Raw genomic sequence first — 18,862 nt, forward strand, 5'->3', positions numbered from 1 at the left:
CGAGATTGCGGCAGGCCAAGGGCATTTTAAGGGTGATTTCAGTGCTTTACCAACTTACGGTAGCAGGTTTAACGACAGCAGCTATTGCAGGTACGGAAGCGGGTCGACGCTGTCGAAGCCTTTGCGGACTTCGAAATGCACGTATGCATCGTTGCCCGTGCGCAGTTTCGCCATTTGCTGACCCCGTTTGACCTTGGTGCCCTTTTTCACCGATACATCCGTGACGTTGGCATAGACGGTCAGCAGTTCCGGGTCATGCCGCACAACGATGATCGGCACACCATCGGCGCTTTTGGTGATGGCCGCTACGGTGCCTTCATCTGCGGCTTTGACCGGCGCTCCGGCATCGGATTTGATGTTGATGCCCTCGTTCTTGCCCTTTGCGTATTCACGAATGATCGATCCGCTGACCGGGAATACCATGCGCGCAGACGATGACGTCTGGGTCTGGCTGCCGACATCGGCGACGGGCGTCTCATCCACGACAACCGTTTTTTCAGGGTCGGGCAGGGGTTTGGTCGCGCTCGGCGGCGTTGGTGTCGGGGATCCCGCGCCGGGTTTGGTAACGGCGGCGGTTTGCGCCACCGGGGCGGCTTGTTTTGCGACCGGGATCAGCAAGTACTGACCTTCGCGGATGGCGAAATCCGCGCCCAAACCGTTCCATTCGGCCAGGGATTTCACGGGGACCTGGTACAGCCGCGCAATGGTGTAGGCGGTTTCGCCCCGTTCAACCTTGTGTCGGATCGGCTCCTCGCCCGTCTGAGGGGTCGGGGCCGCTGCTGTTGCCGGGGGCAGGGCTGCTGTCTGGACACCTGTGGACTCAGGTGCGCGATTGATCGCATCCCCTGCAAGTGTTCCGATATCCACGCCGCCCGGCTGGATCGGTCCGGTGCCGATTGCACCTGTGGCAGGCGAGGGCTCCGCAACCCGTTTCGGCAGTGCGATGATTTCCCCTTTGCGGAGCGGCACATTGGGCTCGATCCCGTTGAAGCTGGCAAGCTCCGGCGTGCTCACACCCAGACGGGTCGCGATGGAGGAGATGGTGTCGCCCCTTTCGGCCACGGCAACCTGATAATTGGGATAGGAAATCACGCCGCGATCATCCGGGCTGGGACGCGCGCCCGTCACGACCTGTGTTGCAGCATCCGCCGTGCTGAAGCCACCAACACCGCCGCGCAGATCAAAGTCCAGCGGCTGATCACATGCGGCCAACACTACCAGCGCACTGGCCGACAGCATTGAAAGGCGCACCCGGTTGCGCGAAATCATATGGGTCATCTGCTTGTCCTCAATCTGACCATGGTCGCATCGGTTTGTCCGACGCTTTATGAGACCTTTATAGCAGCTTATGTGTCCTTTCCCAAGCCTTCCAGCAAAGGCACAAAGCGAACCTGGCGCAATTCTTCATACTCGACGCCATCGGGCGTCTTGTGAACCACGATCAGGTGTTGAACCGCATCCGACTGGCCCACCGGCACCACCATCACGCCGCCCACCTTGAGCTGATCCATCAGGGTGCCCGGCGGGTCTTCGGCTGCCGCGGTGACAAGGATGCGGTCGAAGGGGGCCTGATCTGGCAGGCCAAAACTGCCGTCGCCGGTGATGGCCGTGATATTGGTAAGGTCCATCTCGTCGAACAGTTCACGGGCCTCGCGCACCAGCCGGCTGTGCCGGTCGATGGTGTAGACCCTGCGCGCAAGTTTACTGAGGATGGCCGCCTGGTAGCCCGAGCCGGTGCCCACTTCGAGCACCTTGTCGCGCGGGCTGATGTGCAAAGCCTGTGTCATCATCCCGACCACCGATGGCTGGCTGATGGTCTGACCGCAGGCAATGGGCAGGGGCATGTCTTCATAGGCGCGTTCGGCAAAAATACCCCGTATGAATGGGCCGCGATCTATCGCCTCCATCGCCGATAAGACGCGTTTGTCGGTTACGCCCTTGGACCGCAAGGCATAAAGAAACTGCATCTTGCGGGTGGCGTCGTCTGTCATGTGGCAATGCCCGCCAGATCGTCCATCATCTCATGCGCCGTGAGATCAGCGCGCATCGGGGTGACGGAAACATATCCGTCCAGATTGTCGGCAGCATCGGTCCCGGCGGCTGTGGCGATCTGCTGATTGCCGCCCTTGATCCATAGAAACCTGCGCCCGGAAGGCGACAGATGCGGCTCCGTGCTGAAGCCCGTGCCGGGACGCATGCCCTGCCGGGACAGTCTGATGCCCTTTACGCCCGCGCCGGTCACGGGGGGAAAGTTGACGTTGTAAAACAGCCGGTAGCCGCCATTTTCCTCCGGCGTATGAGCGAGTATGCGCCGAACGACGTCAACACCATGCTGGGCCGAGGCCTCGAAGGGGTTTTCGGTCTTGGCATTTTGCGGGCCGAAGTATTGCGATAGAGCGATGGCGGGCAGGCCCTGCAACGCCGCTTCCATTGCGCCGCCGATCGTGCCCGAATAAAGCGTGTTTTCCGCGGAGTTATTACCGCGGTTCACGCCGGACAAAACAAGATCTGGCGGCGCGTCGCGCATCACCTCGTGCAGCCCGGCCAGCACGCAGTCCGCAGGGGACCCTTCGGCCGCGAACCGCTTGTCGTCAAACGCGTTGATCATCATCGGATGGGTGTAGCTGATACAATGGCCGACGCCGGATTGTTCAAATGCCGGGGCAACTGTCCAGACCTCACCATCCTCGCCGGCCAGTTCGGTGGCAATGGCATGCAGTACCTTCAACCCCGGTGCGTTGATACCGTCGTCGTTTGTGATGAGAATGCGCATGGAGTGGACCCTTTTTGCCTTGATAGGCGAGGGTCGCGCAGGCGGCAAGGGCGCGGGTCGGTCGCGATGAATTTTTCAGACCGAAGACAGCTCAGAACTGCTCCAGAAGCCTTGAGGCCGCGTCGGTGGGCTGCACCAGTGCCGCGCGGTCTTCACCGGGAAAGAAACGCGCCCGCGTGGCGGTTGGCATGGGCGGCGGGGTCAGGATGCTGACCCCGGGGCCGGTCTTGCGGGTTTCGGCCTGCCAGCTTTGTGCAAGCGCGATTTGAGCGGATTTTGTCGCGCCATAACTGCCAAAGAACTTCTCTCCCGCATTGGGGTCATCGAAGAAAACCGCGTGACCGCGCGCGCCCAGCAGCGGGGCTATATAGGATATCAGGGTGGCCGTGGCGGTGACGTTGCAGGCCACGGATTTTGCGAAGTCCTTGGCATCTATGTGGTCCGCCGGCGCCAGGGGGGCGGCGTGAACAGCCGTGTGCAACCACAGATCGAGTTTCTTCCAGCGCTCGAAAATGCCCCGGCAGAGCGTCGCCATCGCATCGGCATTGGTGACATCCATCGGCGCAAGGGTCGCGCTGCCGCCTCTCGCCTGGATCCGGTCGTCCAGTTCTTCGAGCGCGCCGGTGGTCTTGGCCACGGCGATAATGTGATGCGTCGGGGCCAGAGCCTCCGCCAGAGCAGCGCCCAGCCCGCGGGAGGCGCCTGTGATAAGAGCTGTTTTTGTCATACGCGCGGTGATGAGCGGGATTGCCGAGCGCGTCAAGCGCTCTTGCGATGGTACGTGAGCGTCAGAAACGCGCAGTGGTCAATCGCGTCTGCCGGAAATTCCTCGGTCAGGGACAATCGCAAGGCGCGGTTCCCCTCGTAGACAAAGGCTGTGGGATACAGGGTTCTCATGGTCTCCACCACGCTGGTCTGGCAATGCACAAAAAGGCCGAGCGTATCTGGGTGACCGGCGTGCCAGTCACAGCGCAGTGTTGTGCCGATGCGGGGCCTTGCGGGCAACCACGCGGGCTGCGCCCATTTCGTCGTTTCGACCAGATCCCCAATGCGCGCCCGCCGCGCCGCATCATGGACGATACCCCGGATTTCCTCAAAACGGGACTGCGCCGGGCGCGGCCATCCCCGTACCACGCTCTGAATGTCGGCCGGCAGGTCCTTCATGGACCTTGCCTACGCCATGCCGCTGACAAGAACCGTCAGCATCGGCTACTCTGCGGCTTTCATCTCAAAACCGCTTTCGATCTGATCGGCCGGCTCCACCGGGTATTCGCCCGAAAAGCAGGCGTCACAGTATTGAGGTTGCTTGCTATTGCGTCCCTTGGCTTCGCCTACCGCGCGGTAGAGACCATCCAGTGAAATGAACCGCAGGCTGTCCACTTGCAGGTGTTCGCGCATTTCCTCTTCGGACATGGTGGCGGCCAGCAGTTTTTCACGTTGCGGCGTGTCGACACCATAAAAACAAGGCCAGGCGGTCGGCGGCGAGGCGATGCGGAAATGAACTTCTGCCGCACCCGCATCAAGGATCATCTCCTTGATTTTGCGGGACGTCGTGCCGCGTACCACCGAATCGTCCACCAGGATCACGCGTTTGCCCTGAATGAGCGCCCGGTTGACGTTCAGCTTGAGACGCACGCCCATGTTGCGGATCTGCTCTGTCGGTTCAATGAACGTCCGCCCCATGTACTGGTTGCGGATGATGCCCATGGCATAGGGGATGCCCGATTGCAGCGAGTACCCGATCGCCGCGGGCGTGCCGCTGTCGGGCACCGGGCAGACCAGATCCGCCTCAACCGGTGCTTCCTTGGCCAGTTCCCGGCCGATCGCCTCGCGGGTTTCATATACTGAGCGCCCACCGAGAATACTGTCGGGGCGGCTGAAATAAACATGCTCGAAGATGCAGAACCGTGGTTTTTGAGGCCGGAAGGGAAAGTGCGATTCCACGCCCTTGTCGGTGATCACGACCATTTCACCCGGAGCGATCTCTCGGATGAACTCCGCGCCGATGATGTCCAGCGCACAGGTCTCCGAACTCAAGGTCCAGCCGTCGCCAACCCGACCGAGCACGAGCGGCCGGACACCCAGGGGATCGCGCACGCCGATCAGCTTGGTGCGTGTCATGGCCACAACGGAAAATGCCCCCTCGACCCGGCGCAGCGCGTCTTCCATCCGCTCGGGGATGGTGCGTTGCAGGCTGCGGGCCATCAGGTGGATAATGCATTCACTGTCGGACGAAGACTGAAAAATCGACCCGCGCTCAATCAGTTCGCGCCGCAGGGAATTGGCGTTGGTGATATTGCCGTTATGGGCAATCGCAGCCCCGCCCATGGCGAATTCACCGAAGAAGGGCTGCACGTCGCGGATCGCCGTCTGACCCTTGGAACCCGTTGTGGAATAGCGCACATGGCCAATGGCGAGCGGCCCTGGCAGTGTTTCCATCACTTTTTGCGAGGTGAAATTGTCCCTGACGTATCCGAACCGGCGGGCGGACTGGAACCCCTGTTGGGCATCGTGGCTGACGATACCACCTGCTTCCTGACCCCGGTGTTGCAGGGCATGCAGGCCCAGAGCCACGAAGTTCGCCGCATCCACAACGCCGATGACACCGAAAATCCCGCATTCCTCCCGGAGTTTGTCTTCATCGTCGCCGTCGCGCAGATAGGACGTATCGAAAGGGTGAGAGGGGGGCATGATCTTGGACAACGGGGCAGCTCCGAATCCGGTAGGTGGGACACCCTGTATGTAGGGCGTCAGGCCCCCGGTGTCACGAAACTATCACGGTGCGGATCAGGATTGTCGCCCCAGAGCCACGGTTATGACACGCTTAGCGCGAGGCGCGTCGTTTGAGCGGGCGAATATTCGACTGATCGGCAGTCTCGTCCGTCTCCGCAACGATGACGCCGGGCAGCGTGAAGGTCACCGCGCCGCCGATCAGATGCGGGTTTTGTTCCACCTCGATAGCGCCGCCCCGCGCGGTCAGCAGGCGCCGGACACCCAGCAGCCCGTAACCGCTGTCTGGCCGGAAGGTGCCGGTGTCGATGAATTCACGGCCCGGATTGGCAAACCCCTTTCCATCATCACGCACACAGATGGAAATCTGGCTATCGGCGGCGTGATGCACTGAAATATCGATCTTCAGCTTCGGTTTCCCACCATGTTTGATTGCGTTGTCCAGAAGGTTCCTCAGCACGATCTGAAAGGCGGTCTTGTCGCCCTGCAAGACCGTATCGGGCCAGCAAATCTCGTGCAGGGCCTGGGGGTCAAGCACGTCACAGACCGTCTGGCACATCAGGCCGAAGTCGAACGGCAGTTGTTCGGGCAGCACGTTGGCGTCATGCGCATGCGTCAGAACGTCAGAAATCAGCCGGCTGGATTTAATTGCCACTTCGTCGAGCAGATCTATCAGATCAATCTTGCCATCGCCGTGATCCTCGAAATCCTCGCGCAGCATTTCGACGAGGGTCTGGATGTTGCGCATCGGGGTGCGCAGGTCGTGCGCTGCGATGGCGATGAATTGTTCCATCTCCGAGGCTGCGGTGACCAGAGAGGTTTTCAGTTTGCTTGCCTCCTGTTCCGCCGAGATATCGATGCTGGTGCCGACAATGCGGCAGACCTTACCGTCGGTGTCGCACAGCGTATCCAGCGTGGTCCGCACCCATATTTCCCGACCGGCGATGGGCAGTTCCACCTCGTAGGTTGCCGCCTGTCCGGTCTGAATGGCATGAACGTGCCGGTCATAGGCAGTCTGGCCCATACGACCGGCGTAGACCTCGAGCGCCGTCTTCCCGATGACCTGTTCGCGGGCGAGGCCGCTTCTGGTTTCGGCAAAGCTGTTCCAGCCCACGTAACGCGGGACGTTTGCGGTGTCTGGTTCCAGAACGAACACGGGCGCTGCAACGTGATCAAAACATGCAAAAAATGGATCGGTCACGGACGCCTCAAAACTGCGATAACGCGTTGAGAATAGTCTCGTCCCTCTTAAGACCGTCTTAAGACACGGGCCAGTTTCGGCGCCGCGGGTTCGCGTGCGTTATCTCAGCTGCCGCAGTTGCCGACCAGCGCCTCGTATTGGCCGGTGATCCATCCCAGCGCCTGCTCGGGTTCGGAATTCTGGATGCGATCAGCAACCTGCGAGAAAACAACCGCTGAGCGGCTTTCATCCACCACGGAGTAGGTCTGGCCGGTGACCACGGTGTCATAGACGAAGAACGCGATCGCCACGAGCAAGACCCCGCGGGCGACGCCAAAGACGAACCCGAACCCCTGATCAATGCCACCCAGCGCCGAGCGCTGAACGACGGAGGCGAAAAGCGGCGTGAAGAGCGACACGATGATCAGGGCAACCGCGAAGACAAGGGCGAAGGCGCCGATGATGGAAAGCTCGCAGCTGTCGGCCAGAAATTCGCCCACCACCGGGATTTCGCGCACCAAAGGTTCAACCTGCGGCGCGAAGAGAAAGCCCAGCACGGCTGCGGCGATCCAGCCAACAATGGCCATGATTTCGCGGACGAGGCCGCGCCCGTAGGCCAGCAGTGCCGAGACAACGATGATCAGCGCGACAACGCCGTCAATGATGGTAAAGCCTTCCATAGTCCCAACTGCCTTTCGTCCTCATGCCTATCCGGCACCAAATATTTCGCCCACGAAGCCGGTCAGATCCCCCATCGTGTTCAGGGATATGCCGTTCACACCCACGGGCTTGCCGCCGCCAGGGGCGATTGCGCAGGTGAAACCAAGTTTTTGCGCCTCTTTCAACCTGTTTTCGGTCTGAGAGGCGGGGCGTAACGCACCGGAAAGGCTGATTTCACCGAAAACCACGGTATCGGCGGGCAGGGCGGCGTCTTCCCGCGCGCTCAGCAGGGCGGCGGCCACGGCCAGATCGGCGGCAGGCTCCGTGACCTTCATGCCGCCCGCCACATTCAGGTAGACATCGAGGCCCGCGAAGGGGATGCCGCAGCGCGCCTCGAGCACCGCGAGGATCATCGCCAGCCGCCCGCCGTCCCAGCCGACTACCGTGCGCCGGGCCTGCGCATGTGGCGAGGGGGCGACCAGGGCCTGGAACTCGACCAGCACCGGCCGGGTGCCTTCAACCCCGGCAAAGACCACCGATCCGGGTGAGGGCTCGCCGCGCTCGCTCAGAAACAGCGCGGAAGGATTAAGAACTTGCTCTAACCCTTTACCCGTCATCTCAAAAACACCGATCTCGTCGGCGGGGCCAAAGCGGTTTTTCACGGCGCGCAGGATGCGGAACTGATGGCCGCGTTCACCTTCGAAATAAAGCACGGTATCGACCATATGTTCGACAACCCGTGGCCCGGCGATCTGCCCCTCCTTGGTGACGTGACCGACAAGAACGACGGAAATGCCCTTGCGTTTGGCGAAGCTTGTCAGCTCATGCGCGGCGGCCCGCACCTGGGAGACCGATCCCGGCGCACTTTCCACATTATCCGCCCACATCGTCTGGATGGAGTCGATGATCGCCAGCTGTGGTTTCTCGGCCTCCAGCGTGGTGAGGATATCGCGCAGGTTCGTCTCTGCGGCGAGTTTCACCGGGGCATCGGCCAGACCGAGGCGCTGGGCGCGCATCCGCACCTGGGCGGAGGCTTCCTCACCCGACACATAGACCGTTTTCAGACCGGAGCGGGCGAATTGCGCGGCCGCCTGCAACAAAAGGGTGGATTTGCCGATGCCCGGGTCGCCGCCGACCAGAAGGGCGGAGGCGGGCACAAGCCCACCGCCCAGGACGCGGTCCAGCTCTTGAATGCCGGATTGCGTGCGCGGCGGTGGCGCTTCTTCGGTGGCAAGGTCGGTCAGCACGATCGCGGCGCCGCGTTTCGCGCCCAGCGATTTTGCCGGCCCCTTGGAAATGCCCGCGTCCTCGGAGATCGTATTCCACTCGCCGCAGGTTTCGCAGCGCCCGGCCCATTTGGTCGTGACATTGCCGCAGGCGGAACAGGAGAAGGAGGGAGATTTGGCCATGGCCCGTTTTGACCGCTCAGCGCGGCCCCGTCAAACAGCTAAATCAACGGTATGCGCAACGCGCGGTCGCGCGTCTGCGGCGCAGAGGCCGCGCCGGGGGTTAACGCCTGCAAAACAAGGCCATTGCGCGGTGCACCCCCCGTACACAGACAGTGCACAGCCCGTGCACCGCTGATGCGCCGGCAAGCGGATGAACAGACCGCCCGCAGGGGTTCCTTGCCAAAAGGTAAAGGGCGGCTTGGCGAGACAGGGCAGAGTCTCCGGCCGCCTCACCGATCCGAGCTATCCACGCCGGACTATCGCGCCAGAGCCTCAAGCATCTGGCAGGAGACAGAGCCGGACCGGCAGTTTGCGGTCAACTCTTCGAGGGCGGCTTCCAGCGCGGTCAATTCCGCGATCTTGCACCGCACGGCGTTCAGATGCGCGGTGCCAATTTCCTTCACCTTCGCGCAGTTGCTGTTTTCGCCCTCGGACAATGACAACAATCCCTTCGCTTCGGAGATCGAGAAACCAAGATCGCGGCACCGCCTGATGAACCTCAGCCGCCCCACCTCCTTGTCCGAATAGACCCTGCGCCCGTTGGCGGCGCGTCGCGGGGCCGGGACAACGCGTTCGCGTTCATAGTACCGGATTGTTTCAATGGACACGCCACTCTGGCGGGCCGCCTCTCCAATCGCGATCATGTGAACACATCCTTCTTGATCCTGTAGTCACTACAGGATGCATAACGAGGGGCATGGACACAAGACACGATCAGTCATCCAAACGTCACTGCGGCGGACCTGCCCGGGGGTGGTACCGCCTCTCGATGCGTTGGGCCTGCGCCGCGTGCCATCGGTGCAGCCGCGCCATCCTGTCTGCGATGACAGCGGGCTTTCCGGTGGCGGCAACCGTACCGCGCCGGGCGCATGACGCGCCGCGCATGAGGGTCCCGCGGCAGGGGACGACACGGCCATGATGAAATCCATCTGGGCAAGTTACATCGGATCGGTCTCGGCGCTGGGCGTGGCGACCTGCTGTGTGCTGCCGATGGCCATGATGCTTTTGGGGCTTGGCGGCAGTTGGCTGGCCGTTTTCGGAACAATTGCTGCGGCAAGTTTTTACGTGCTAGCCATCGCGACGGCGCTGCTGCTGGCTGCCGGGATCATCTGCTACAGACGCGCTTCTCTGGCGCATATGAAGGGGTGGTTGCTGGGAAGCACCATCATGACCGCGCTTGCATGGGGAATCGTTTTCAACGAAGCCCGTATCAATGACTTTCTCATTACCCTGATGTGACACCATGAATGATCTGAATATCACGCTGGAAAGCGAAATCACCTGTCCCGAATGCGGCCATGCCGCGGTTGAGACCATGCCCACCGATGCCTGTCAGTGGTTTTACGAATGCACGTCATGCCATGTCGTGCTGAAGCCCTTGCCCGGCGACTGTTGCGTCTATTGCTCGTATGGAACGGTTGCCTGCCCGCCGATTCAGGAAGGCAACAGCTGCTGCGGATAGGGGCTGCACGGCGCTGACAGCCGCCAGGGGCGGGGGGCTGAACGCCCGGGCCCCGGAGGGCAGGCGGGTCTCAGCGCACGGATTCAATTGGCCCTTCGGCCTTGCCGTGAATGAACTGATCGAGATAGGGGTTGCCGCTCTGATCCATGTCGCTGACCGGGCCGGTCCACTGGATCACCCCGTCGTGCAGCATCGCGATGTTATCGGCAATGGCACGCACCGAGGTCATGTCGTGGGTGATGGTCATCGCCGTCGCTCCCATTTCCACCACGATCTCGCGGATCAGGTCATTGATGACGCCCGACATGATCGGGTCGAGCCCGGTGGTCGGCTCGTCAAAGAAGATGATCTCGGGTTCGGCGGCAATCGCGCGGGCAAGACCTACGCGTTTTTGCATACCGCCCGATAATTCCGCCGGGAACCGGTCGGCGACGTCGGATTTCAGGCCAACCCGGCGCAGTTTTTCGATGGCGATGGCGCGGGCTTCGTCACGCGGGCGCTTGAGCGAGCCGCGCAGCAGGCGGAAGGCCACGTTCTGCCAGACCGGCAGGCTGTCAAAGAGGGCGCCGCCCTGAAACAGCATGCCAAAGCGCGCCAGGAACGCATCCCGGTCGCCGGTTGCCGCATCCTGACCGTCGACCGTGATCGTGCCGCTGTCGGGCTGCACCAACCCGAGGATGCATTTGAGTGCTATGGATTTCCCGGTGCCCGAGCCGCCGATGATGACCATCGACGTGCCCTTGGGGATATAGAGGTCCACGCCGCGCAGCACCTCGTTGGTGCCAAAGGATTTCCGGATGTCGGTCATTCTGATCATAGCGAAAAGAACACTCCCGTAAGCAGAAAATTCGCGGCCAGAATGAGGATGGCGGCACCCTCGACAGAGCCCTTCGTGGCGCGGCCAACGCCCATCGCACCCCGGCCGGAGTTCATCCCGTAATAACAGCCCATCAGCGTTGCCGACAAACCGAAGACCGCGCCCTTGGTCAGGGATGAGATCACATCCAGCGGTTCGAGGAATTCGACGGTGTTCTTGATATAGGTGGCGCCGTTGAAGCCGAGCGTGCCGGTTGCCACCGCGTAGCCGCCAAGCACGCCGATCGCGTCGCCGACGCCCACAAGCACGGGCACCACGAGAAGGCCCGCCAGCACCCGCGGGACGGTCAGGTATTTCATCGGGTTGGTCGAGAGCGTGACAAGCGCATCGAGCTGCTCGGTCACTTTCATCGTCGCGATCTCGGCCGCGATAGAGGAGGTGACGCGCGCCGCGATCATCAGGCCAACCATCACCGGCCCCAGTTCGCGCACCATGCCGATGGCCACGATCTGCGGCACCACGGCCTCGGCATTGAAGCGCGCGCTGCCCGCGTAGATCTGCAGCGCCAGCGCCCCCCCGGTGAAGATCGCCGTGAGCCCCACCACCGGCAGCGACAGCCAGCCGATGTTCAGAAGCGCGGCAAAGAACTCGCGCCCATAGAACGGCGGACGCAGGGCCTGCGCCAGTGTCTCAAGCGCAAACAGCGCGATACGACCGATGGCCGCGAGAAAACCCAGGACCACGGCACCGAGCGCGGCGAGTAGCTTCATGCGTAGATCCTCTTGTGGCGGGCGCCCAGCGACGTCAGAATTTCGTAGCCTATGGTATCGGCAAATCCGGCGACAGTGTCCACCGATTGATGCGGCCCGATCAGTTCAAGCTGTTCGGGTTCCTGCGCCAGCCCGGTCACGTCCACGCCGATCATGTCCATAGAGATGCGGCCGATCACCGGCACCGCGGAACTGCCGGTGTGCAGATGCGCCCTGGGGCCCATCGCGCGGATGATACCATCGGCGTATCCTGCAGAGATCGTCGCGACGCGCGAGGGACCGCGCGCCACCCATGCATTGGCGTATCCCACGGTTTCACCGACCGCGACATCGCGGATCTGGATGACCGGAATGTCGAGCGACACGACGGGGCGCGCATCCACGTAAGGCAGCCCGCCGTAAAGGCCGATGCCCGGGCGCACCATGTCGAAATGGTAGTCGGGCCCCAGCAGCGTGCCACCGGTGGCCGCCAGCGAGCGGGGAACTTTCAGCCCGTCCGTCATCTGGCGAAAAACCTGAAGCTGGCGCGCGTTCATCGCGTGATCCGGGGCGTCGGCGCAGGCGAGATGCGACATGATCAGCGTCGGGCGCTGGTCCAGTGCGACCTCGCGCAGGGCGGTCCACTCAGCCTCTTCCATCCCCAGTCGGTTCATGCCGGTATCCAGTTGCACGCCAAAGGGGTGACCGGGCAACGCCTCCACATGGCGCAGCATCTGGTCGATGGAATTCAGCATCGGGGTCAGTCTGGCGTCGCGGATCAGCCCGGTGTCACCCGCCATATGCCCGGAGAACACGCTGATCTGAGGGCCCTTGCCCAGAATCCGGCGCAGTGCGACGCCTTCTTCGGCCACCGCCACGAAGAACGACCGCGCGCCGGCACGCGCCAGCGCCTTGGCGACCGGCGCCAGCCCCAGCCCGTAAGCATCCGCCTTGACGACGGCACCCGCCTTGCCCTGCGCCAGCGCATTCAGGCTGCGCCAGTTGTTGCACAGAGCCGAAAGATCAATTCGTAGGGTCGCGGTCGCCATGCGCCGGGTTTTGACAGGGATGTGCCGAGCGTCAAGTGGAAAATGGGGTGCGGGCCGGGATCGGCACATGCGTCAGGGGATGTCGAAATACGCGCGATTCTGTTCCCACATCTTTTCGCCGATCAGGCAGTCGTAGGGGATGTCGGGCTGGAACTGCACGGGGACATGCACGGGGACAATCGGCGCCGGCGTCTGCGCGATCTCCAGCACGAGTTTGCGTTTCACGGCGGCGGCGAACTGGTCCCATGCCAGAACCGGGATGACGAAGGCCCCCGGGCCGCCGATCACGCAGCGCCGGTAATACTCGTCGAGATCGGGAATACCCCAGATCTCGCTCAGCTGATCCTGCGTCATCAGCGGCAGGCCATTGATCACGAACCCCTTGTCCAGCGCCGCGTCGCGGGCCCGTTCCACCGGGCGGCCCTGATTGTTGGGGCCATCGCCCGACACATCGATCACCCGGCGCAGCCCGGTGAACCCATTGCCGTCAAAATCGCCCGCCGCATAGTGCAGCGCGCCCGAGATCGAGGTGCGCCTGAGGCCCTCGTCGAACCGGGCGGTGATCTTGCGGGCAATGGCGCTGGCATCCTGCGGCGTTTGCAGAAGGGTCCAGGGCACGACCACCCGGTGCGAATATTCGCCCGCCCATTCGACATAGGTCAGGGCGACGCGCCCCAGAAGACCGTTTTCGATTGCCGCCATCACCTGCGGGCTGGTCAGCGCCTCGGCATAGCCGCGCCGCTGGATTTCCAGCTCGGCGGGCGACATCGAGCGCGAGACATCCACCGCGAGAAACAATTCCACATCAACCTCCATGTCCCGGGCGGTCAGGATACCGGGCAGGATCAGGAAGAGGGCAAGCAGATAGCGCATGGTGACATTGCGCCAGAGAAAGCCGGGCCTGTCCAATCACAAATGGGTGGCACATCCGCGCGGCAGGGCAGACACGGCGGCCCTATCGCCGTGACCCGGGGTCGAGCGCGCAGACCGCGACGTCCTCGACCCTGAGGGCGCCTTGTGCTGCGTAAAACCTGCGGGCGCTGTCATTCCGCTCCCACAGCTCAAAATAAATCTTCTGCGCGCCGGTCCGGCGCGCGTGTTCGCGCACGCCTTCCAGCAGCCGCTTGCCGATGCCCTTGCCGCGCATGTCGGCGTCCACGACGAGGTCGGACAAAAAGATGCTTGGGCAGGCTGTGTGGACGTCGAAACGCCTGCCGAACGCGGCAAATCCCACAAGCCGGCCCGCGTCTTCGACCACGAGCATCGCGCAGGACGGCGACTCTCCGAACAGCTCATCAAGAAACTGCGGGGCCGGGAAGTCGGGCGGCGGATCATCGACATGCAGGGCCAGTTGCCTCGCCAAGGCCAGGATCTGCGCATGGTCTTTTTTTTCAACGTCGCGCAGATGCATCACCGTCCTCCATCATGTCATCGGTCCTGTGCCGGGCGCATCGGTCAGGCTGCGCCCCGGGGCGGGCTGCACGCGTTGCAGGCCGTGGTGAGTCACGCTGCCGGATTTCCTTGCTGGGCATGCGCCATTTTCGCCGAGAGATGTGACTGCCGGTTCAGCAGGAATGTCCAGAGCATTTCGGGGTATTTCTCTGACACCGCATCCCGGATGGATGGCCGTTCCGTCAAAGCCCTGCGCCAAGCCTGCACCCTGGGCCGACCGGTGAGAAAGCCGAAATCGTCAATCCGCTCGATCGTGTCAAAATAGCGAAAAACCGGCCCAAACACCGCATCGACGAGGGAGAACCGGCCCCCGGCGAAATAGGGACCGCCGTTCAGATGGTCTTCCAGCACGGAGAATTTGGCCGTGAGAGAGGCAACCTTGGCGGCGAAGACATGTGCATCCGGCGCGGCGTAGAACCCGGCGATATCGGTCAGTGTTGCCGACCCGAATTCGATCCAGCCGCGATGCTGCGCGCGGGCAACGGGGTCTTGGGGGTGCAGCGGCGCGGGCTGGGTCTCTTCGAGGAATTCCAGGATGGCGGAGGATTCGAAAATCGCCTGATCCCCGGCACGGAGGACCGGCGTCTTGCCCAGCGGAGAAATCTTGCGAAACCAGTCGGGCTTGTTCGCAAGGTCGATTGTGGTCCGGTTGAACGGGACGTTCTTTTCGGTCAGCGAGATGGCAACGCGTTGAACATAGGGGCAAAGCGCATGGCTGATCAGGTGAAGTGTCATGGGGGGTACCTCTGGTAGATGCAGTTGCATTTATATGGGCGCGAATGGGCGGGTTGTCAATGTTGATGCATGTGCATCTTTCTGTATACTGCGCCGCATGACAGAACCGAAACCTGAAACCGTCGCCGCATGGACCTCGCTGGTAACTGCCGGCCGGGTTGTGCTGGACCACATCGAGAGCGCGCTCAAACAGGCCGGGTTGCCGCGCCTTGACTGGTATGATGCGTTGCTGGAAATCGAGCGGGCGGGCGACGAGGGCATCCGGCCCTTCGAGTTGAAAGACCGGCTTTTGCTGCCGCAATACGGCATGTCCCGGCTCTTGGAACGGATGGCAAAGGCGGGGCTTTTGGCGCGAGAAGGTGTCGCGGGTGATCGCCGGGGGCAGATCGTCAGGCTGACGCAAAAGGGCCGGCAGGTCCGGCGCGAGATGTGGCCGGTCTATGCCGCGGCGATGATGCGCCGCGTCGAGCACCGGCTGACGCAGGAGGAGGTTGTGGAGCTGACGCGCCTGCTCAGGAAACTGTCCCGGAGCTGACGCCGGTCGGGGCAGCAGGCGCGGCTCAGGTCATGGTGTCCCGGGGTGCGCCGCGATAACAGGACCCCGCGGCGCTGATGCCGGTCCCGCGGGGGTCACCTGTCCGCCGGATTGTCAAGATCACCGGGGTGTCCGTCTGGCCGGTAAGTGCCCGCCTGCCAGCGCAGGCTGTCCTCGGCGATGGAGGCGAGCGCCGCAAGGCTGACCAGCACGCCCGAGATCGGCACAATCGAGACCGCGTATTTCTTGGGCATGTAATTGGGCTTGAACACGAGGCGGCCGTCTTCCCAGGCGAAATACCACATCTCCCAGTATTTCCCGCCCATGGTGGCCACGGCTTCCAGACCGTAGATGATCATCACCACGCCCAGCCCGCAGATCACCAGCGACCAGAATTGCTGAATGGCGAAAGACGCCTTGAGCGGCAGGTAGGAATACACCAGGTCAAGGGCTATGTGATCCTTGTCGCGCACGGTCAGCGCCAGTGCGAAAAAGACCAGCCAGATGTTGCTGAGAACGGTCAGCAGATCCCCCCAGACCGGCGGATTTTCGAAGACGTAGCGCATGACCACGGAATAGACCGTAAAGGCCACCATCATCAGAAGAAGGACCGCGCAAAAGGCGGTCAGCGTCTTGCGCACGGCGGTATCGAAAACTCTGAGTGCGGCTAACACGTTCGGGGCCTTCCGGCTGGGAGGATGCGTGGCGTATCGGGGCGGGCGTGGGGCATCAGTTCACAAATCCGAAGAGGCGGGGCAGATACATCGTGATGTCCGGCACGATGATCAGGACGAAGAGCAGGGCAAAGAGCGCCAGAAGATAGGGCAGCATCGCAACCGCCACCTTCTCCAGCCGCACCTTGGCGATGGCGCCTGCGGTGAAGAAAGCGACGCCGACCGGTGGGGTGACCGAGCCGATCAGGAAACCGACCACCACCACGAGTGCGGCCTGAACGTTCGGGTAACCGGCGGTGACCATCACATCGACCAGCACCGGCCCGGCGACGATGATGTTTGCGGCGGAATCCATCACCATGCCCAGCAGGCAGATGAACACCACCAGCACCAGCGCGAAGACCAGCGGGTTATACGTGTAGCTGAGCAGCCATTGCTCAAGCTGGCTGATCGCGCCGAGTGACGTGAGCAGCCAGCTGAACGGGCCGGATGCGGCGATGATGATGAAGACCATTGCGGAGTTGCGAAAGGCGCGGACGAAGGCGCCCTTGCAATTGTCCCAGGTGATGGTGCGGTAGATGAACAGGCCGACAAACAGCGCGATGGTGGCGGTCAGCGCCCCGGCTTCCACCACCCCGGCGATGCCGAAGACAACCGACCCGACGAGCACGATGGGGATCAGCAGCGCGAAGGATGATTTATAGCCGACGATGGCAAGCGCCTTCAGGCTGAAGCGGTCCTCGCTGCGCTCAAAATCATGTCGGCGCGCGATGATATAGTTGATCACCATCAGCAGTGCGCCGATCAGCAGACCGGGCAGGATGCCGCCGGCAAACAGGGCACCGACCGAAATGCCCCCCGCATTGGCCAGAACGATCATCATGATCGACGGCGGAATGATGCCCCCGATGGTGGAACTGACCGCCGTGATCGCCGCCGCAAAGGCGGGCGGGTATCCGGCCTTCTTCATCGCGGGCACCATGAGGGAGCCGACGGTCGCCGTGTCGGCCACGACCGAGCCGTTCATGCCTGCAAAGAACATGCTGACAAGCACATTGGCCTGCGCCATGCTGCCCCGCATCCGCCCGATCAGGCGCTGGCTCAGCTCCACCAGCCGGTCGGTGATGGTGGCGCTGGTCATCAGCTCGCCGGTCAGCATGAAGAACGGAATGGCTGTCAGGGGCACCGAGTCGATGGCGCTGAACATCTGGCTGGGGATCAGGATCATCGGCGCCGCATCGGTGATCAGGATGTAGACCACGGGGATCAGGATCATCGTGAAGCCAACGGGTGCGCCGAGCATGATCAGCACCACCAGAATGATCAGAAGCAACACACTTTCCATGCAGGGCGGTCCTATCGGGTTCCTGATCGCGGGATCGGTTGTTGGATGTGCGAGGTGGCGCGAAGTTGCTCCGCGCCACCTTCTGTCTGACGGGGTGTCAGCGCCTAGAGCGCGCCGGCGTCTTCAAGCTGGGCGATGAATCCTGTCATGCCCTGTTCTTCCAGAACGCGGCGGGCCGTGGCCGGATCAAAGCTGCCCTTGGCGTTCAGCCAGGCGTCAATGGCCCCGGCGCGCCACTGCGTCATTTCCGCTTCTGTCGGGACATACCACTCGTTGATCGAGGCCTTGATCTCGGCTTCCCCGGCTTCGACCCAGGCGCGGTCAAGCTCCTGCACCTTCTGACCAAAGGCTGTCGCCGCGGTATGCAGCCACGCCTTTTCCTGATCGCTCAGCGCGTCGTACTGGCGTTTGTCAATCGACAGCTGGTTGCCCGACCAGGATCCGCCGATTTCGGTGAAATACTTCGCCACCTCATGCAACTTGGCGACATGCTGCCACGGTGTGGCCACATATTGCCCGGAGACGACACCGGTCTGCAGACCCTGATACAGCTGCGACCAGTCATAGGGCACCGGAACCGCGCCCCAGTTCTTCACAAGGGTGTATTCGATCGGGCTCTTGGTGACCCGCCATTTGATCCCCGCCATATCGGATGGCACATGGACCGGACCATGGGCGTTGCCAAGCTGGCGGAACCCGCCCGAGGAATAGACAGTCAGGCAGACGTGGCCTGCTTCCTCGGCCGCGATGTCGCATTGCTTCTTGGCCAGCCATTCAGAGGAAATACGGTCCGCGTCCTCGATGCTTTTGAAGATATAGGGCAGATCGAAGATGGCGAGCGCGGTGCCGAAATTTCCGAAATTCGCGGTTGAGCTGGTCCAGAGCGCGAGCAGCCCCTGGTTTGCCTGCTCACCGCAGGATTGTTCACTGCACAGCGACTTTCTGTAGTGCGGCTCGATCTTCAGTTGCCCGCCCGACACCTCTTCCAGCGTCGGGATCAGGGCCTGATCGATCGCATCCCCGATCGGCATTCCCAAAAAGCCCACGGTTCCCAGTTTCAGCACTTTTTCGGCGGCGGCGGATTGAGCCAGCGTGGCTATCGCGGTGGCAACGCAGAGGATTTTACCAACGTCCTTCAGTTTCATGACTGTGTCTCCCTGTGACATCTCGATATTTGGCCACATCTTTCACGCCGCGCTTTGCCGAAGAAAGGGACAGATGATTTGAATGAAGGGGACAGATCGGATTGCACC

At 62.3% G+C, this 18,862-nt stretch carries 22 protein-coding genes; 3 read left to right on the plus strand and 19 right to left on the minus strand.

Features of this window, described 5'->3' with window-relative positions:
• Positions 1-81: 81 nt before the first annotated feature.
• The 10 genes from KX928_RS09130 to KX928_RS09175 form a co-directional block, all read right to left on the minus strand.
• The gene (locus KX928_RS09130; protein ID WP_219501287.1) at positions 82-1,278 is read right to left on the minus strand and encodes a LysM peptidoglycan-binding domain-containing M23 family metallopeptidase; all 1,197 of its coding nucleotides are present in this window, start codon (positions 1,276-1,278) and stop codon (positions 82-84) included.
• A gap of 68 nt (positions 1,279-1,346) precedes the next feature.
• Positions 1,347-1,991: a protein-L-isoaspartate(D-aspartate) O-methyltransferase gene (locus KX928_RS09135; protein ID WP_219501289.1), complete on the minus strand. Its 645-nt coding sequence runs from the start codon at positions 1,989-1,991 to the stop codon at positions 1,347-1,349.
• Positions 1,988-2,773, minus strand: a complete 786-nt coding sequence (gene surE, locus KX928_RS09140; protein ID WP_219501291.1) for a 5'/3'-nucleotidase SurE — start codon at positions 2,771-2,773, stop codon at positions 1,988-1,990. Before surE ends, KX928_RS09135 begins: the two co-directional genes overlap by 4 nt.
• 91 nt (positions 2,774-2,864) lie before the next feature.
• Positions 2,865-3,500, minus strand: a complete 636-nt coding sequence (locus KX928_RS09145) for an SDR family NAD(P)-dependent oxidoreductase (RefSeq protein WP_219501293.1) — start codon at positions 3,498-3,500, stop codon at positions 2,865-2,867.
• A 32-nt stretch (positions 3,501-3,532) separates the two neighbouring features.
• Entirely contained in the window at positions 3,533-3,937 is a 405-nt protein-coding gene (locus KX928_RS09150) for a DUF1801 domain-containing protein (protein ID WP_219501295.1), read from the minus strand.
• Between the two features lie 45 nt (positions 3,938-3,982).
• Entirely contained in the window at positions 3,983-5,464 is a 1,482-nt protein-coding gene (gene purF / locus KX928_RS09155; RefSeq protein WP_219502108.1) for an amidophosphoribosyltransferase, read from the minus strand.
• Positions 5,465-5,597: 133 nt separating this feature from the next.
• On the minus strand, positions 5,598-6,704 hold the full coding sequence (locus KX928_RS24230) for a PAS domain-containing sensor histidine kinase (RefSeq protein ID WP_219501297.1): 1,107 nt from the start codon (positions 6,702-6,704) through the stop codon (positions 5,598-5,600).
• A gap of 104 nt (positions 6,705-6,808) precedes the next feature.
• On the minus strand, positions 6,809-7,363 hold the full coding sequence (locus KX928_RS09165; RefSeq protein ID WP_219501301.1) for a CvpA family protein: 555 nt from the start codon (positions 7,361-7,363) through the stop codon (positions 6,809-6,811).
• A gap of 27 nt (positions 7,364-7,390) precedes the next feature.
• Positions 7,391-8,752 (minus strand): DNA repair protein RadA, encoded by a 1,362-nt coding sequence (radA, locus tag KX928_RS09170; RefSeq protein WP_219501303.1) that lies wholly within the window; start codon positions 8,750-8,752, stop codon positions 7,391-7,393.
• A gap of 296 nt (positions 8,753-9,048) precedes the next feature.
• Complete coding sequence (locus tag KX928_RS09175; RefSeq protein ID WP_219501305.1) at positions 9,049-9,435, minus strand: MerR family transcriptional regulator; 387 nt, start codon at positions 9,433-9,435, stop codon at positions 9,049-9,051.
• Between the two features lie 271 nt (positions 9,436-9,706).
• Here KX928_RS09175 and KX928_RS09180 point away from each other — a divergent pair, with 271 nt between their 5' ends.
• Together KX928_RS09180 and KX928_RS09185 are read left to right on the plus strand one after the other, a co-directional pair.
• Complete coding sequence (locus KX928_RS09180) at positions 9,707-10,030, plus strand: hypothetical protein (protein WP_219501307.1); 324 nt, start codon at positions 9,707-9,709, stop codon at positions 10,028-10,030.
• 4 nt (positions 10,031-10,034) lie between these two features.
• Positions 10,035-10,253, plus strand: a complete 219-nt coding sequence (locus KX928_RS09185) for a GDCCVxC domain-containing (seleno)protein (protein ID WP_219501309.1) — start codon at positions 10,035-10,037, stop codon at positions 10,251-10,253.
• A gap of 70 nt (positions 10,254-10,323) precedes the next feature.
• Here KX928_RS09185 and KX928_RS09190 read toward each other — a convergent pair whose 3' ends face one another.
• The 6 genes from KX928_RS09190 to KX928_RS09215 all read right to left on the minus strand — a co-directional run bounded on the left by KX928_RS09190 (position 10,324) and on the right by KX928_RS09215 (position 15,055).
• Positions 10,324-11,070, minus strand: coding sequence for an ABC transporter ATP-binding protein (locus KX928_RS09190; protein WP_219501311.1), 747 nt, complete (start codon positions 11,068-11,070; stop codon positions 10,324-10,326).
• On the minus strand, positions 11,067-11,840 hold the full coding sequence (locus KX928_RS09195; protein ID WP_219501313.1) for an MlaE family ABC transporter permease: 774 nt from the start codon (positions 11,838-11,840) through the stop codon (positions 11,067-11,069). Before KX928_RS09195 ends, KX928_RS09190 begins: the two co-directional genes overlap by 4 nt.
• Positions 11,837-12,868, minus strand: coding sequence for an alanine racemase (gene alr / locus KX928_RS09200; protein ID WP_219501314.1), 1,032 nt, complete (start codon positions 12,866-12,868; stop codon positions 11,837-11,839). The genes KX928_RS09195 and alr overlap by 4 nt, the downstream gene beginning before the upstream one ends.
• Positions 12,869-12,940: 72 nt before the next feature.
• On the minus strand, positions 12,941-13,741 hold the full coding sequence (locus KX928_RS09205; RefSeq protein WP_219501315.1) for a DUF1194 domain-containing protein: 801 nt from the start codon (positions 13,739-13,741) through the stop codon (positions 12,941-12,943).
• Positions 13,742-13,823: 82 nt separating this feature from the next.
• Positions 13,824-14,279, minus strand: a complete 456-nt coding sequence (locus KX928_RS09210; protein WP_219501316.1) for a GNAT family N-acetyltransferase — start codon at positions 14,277-14,279, stop codon at positions 13,824-13,826.
• 92 nt (positions 14,280-14,371) lie between these two features.
• Positions 14,372-15,055, minus strand: a complete 684-nt coding sequence (locus KX928_RS09215; RefSeq protein ID WP_219501317.1) for a glutathione S-transferase family protein — start codon at positions 15,053-15,055, stop codon at positions 14,372-14,374.
• A gap of 97 nt (positions 15,056-15,152) precedes the next feature.
• Here KX928_RS09215 and KX928_RS09220 point away from each other — a divergent pair, with 97 nt between their 5' ends.
• Positions 15,153-15,590: a MarR family winged helix-turn-helix transcriptional regulator gene (locus KX928_RS09220; RefSeq protein WP_219501318.1), complete on the plus strand. Its 438-nt coding sequence runs from the start codon at positions 15,153-15,155 to the stop codon at positions 15,588-15,590.
• Positions 15,591-15,685: 95 nt separating this feature from the next.
• Here KX928_RS09220 and KX928_RS09225 read toward each other — a convergent pair whose 3' ends face one another.
• The 3 genes from KX928_RS09225 to KX928_RS09235 form a co-directional block, all read right to left on the minus strand.
• Positions 15,686-16,264, minus strand: a complete 579-nt coding sequence (locus KX928_RS09225; RefSeq protein WP_219501319.1) for a TRAP transporter small permease — start codon at positions 16,262-16,264, stop codon at positions 15,686-15,688.
• A gap of 55 nt (positions 16,265-16,319) precedes the next feature.
• Positions 16,320-17,609, minus strand: a complete 1,290-nt coding sequence (locus KX928_RS09230) for a TRAP transporter large permease (protein WP_219501320.1) — start codon at positions 17,607-17,609, stop codon at positions 16,320-16,322.
• Positions 17,610-17,713: 104 nt separating this feature from the next.
• A complete protein-coding gene (locus KX928_RS09235; RefSeq protein ID WP_219501323.1) occupies positions 17,714-18,754 on the minus strand; it encodes a TRAP transporter substrate-binding protein in 1,041 nt (346 codons plus the stop codon).
• Positions 18,755-18,862 lie beyond the last annotated feature (108 nt).

The sequence above is a fragment of the Roseobacter insulae genome (genome assembly GCF_019375555.1).
GTDB classification, from domain to species: domain Bacteria; phylum Pseudomonadota; class Alphaproteobacteria; order Rhodobacterales; family Rhodobacteraceae; genus Roseobacter; species Roseobacter insulae.

What these genes read in the sequence shown, in the direction of transcription:
- KX928_RS09190 (WP_219501311.1), bottom strand. Translation starts at nt 11,070, where the DNA reads ATGATCAGAATGACCGACATCCGGAAATCCTTTGGCACCAACGAGGTG.
- KX928_RS09150 (WP_219501295.1), bottom strand. Translation starts at nt 3,937, where the DNA reads ATGAAGGACCTGCCGGCCGACATTCAGAGCGTGGTACGGGGATGGCCG.
- KX928_RS09195 (WP_219501313.1), bottom strand. Translation starts at nt 11,840, where the DNA reads ATGAAGCTACTCGCCGCGCTCGGTGCCGTGGTCCTGGGTTTTCTCGCG.
- purF (WP_219502108.1), bottom strand. Translation starts at nt 5,464, where the DNA reads ATGCCCCCCTCTCACCCTTTCGATACGTCCTATCTGCGCGACGGCGAC.
- alr (WP_219501314.1), bottom strand. Translation starts at nt 12,868, where the DNA reads ATGGCGACCGCGACCCTACGAATTGATCTTTCGGCTCTGTGCAACAAC.
- KX928_RS09165 (WP_219501301.1), bottom strand. Translation starts at nt 7,363, where the DNA reads ATGGAAGGCTTTACCATCATTGACGGCGTTGTCGCGCTGATCATCGTT.
- KX928_RS09145 (WP_219501293.1), bottom strand. Translation starts at nt 3,500, where the DNA reads ATGACAAAAACAGCTCTTATCACAGGCGCCTCCCGCGGGCTGGGCGCT.
- KX928_RS09130 (WP_219501287.1), bottom strand. Translation starts at nt 1,278, where the DNA reads ATGACCCATATGATTTCGCGCAACCGGGTGCGCCTTTCAATGCTGTCG.
- KX928_RS09210 (WP_219501316.1), bottom strand. Translation starts at nt 14,279, where the DNA reads ATGCATCTGCGCGACGTTGAAAAAAAAGACCATGCGCAGATCCTGGCC.
- radA (WP_219501303.1), bottom strand. Translation starts at nt 8,752, where the DNA reads ATGGCCAAATCTCCCTCCTTCTCCTGTTCCGCCTGCGGCAATGTCACG.
- KX928_RS09220 (WP_219501318.1), top strand. Translation starts at nt 15,153, where the DNA reads ATGACAGAACCGAAACCTGAAACCGTCGCCGCATGGACCTCGCTGGTA.
- KX928_RS09215 (WP_219501317.1), bottom strand. Translation starts at nt 15,055, where the DNA reads ATGACACTTCACCTGATCAGCCATGCGCTTTGCCCCTATGTTCAACGC.
- KX928_RS09180 (WP_219501307.1), top strand. Translation starts at nt 9,707, where the DNA reads ATGATGAAATCCATCTGGGCAAGTTACATCGGATCGGTCTCGGCGCTG.
- KX928_RS09205 (WP_219501315.1), bottom strand. Translation starts at nt 13,741, where the DNA reads ATGCGCTATCTGCTTGCCCTCTTCCTGATCCTGCCCGGTATCCTGACC.
- KX928_RS09235 (WP_219501323.1), bottom strand. Translation starts at nt 18,754, where the DNA reads ATGAAACTGAAGGACGTTGGTAAAATCCTCTGCGTTGCCACCGCGATA.
- surE (WP_219501291.1), bottom strand. Translation starts at nt 2,773, where the DNA reads ATGCGCATTCTCATCACAAACGACGACGGTATCAACGCACCGGGGTTG.
- KX928_RS09135 (WP_219501289.1), bottom strand. Translation starts at nt 1,991, where the DNA reads ATGACAGACGACGCCACCCGCAAGATGCAGTTTCTTTATGCCTTGCGG.
- KX928_RS09175 (WP_219501305.1), bottom strand. Translation starts at nt 9,435, where the DNA reads ATGATCGCGATTGGAGAGGCGGCCCGCCAGAGTGGCGTGTCCATTGAA.
- KX928_RS09185 (WP_219501309.1), top strand. Translation starts at nt 10,035, where the DNA reads ATGAATGATCTGAATATCACGCTGGAAAGCGAAATCACCTGTCCCGAA.
- KX928_RS09230 (WP_219501320.1), bottom strand. Translation starts at nt 17,609, where the DNA reads ATGGAAAGTGTGTTGCTTCTGATCATTCTGGTGGTGCTGATCATGCTC.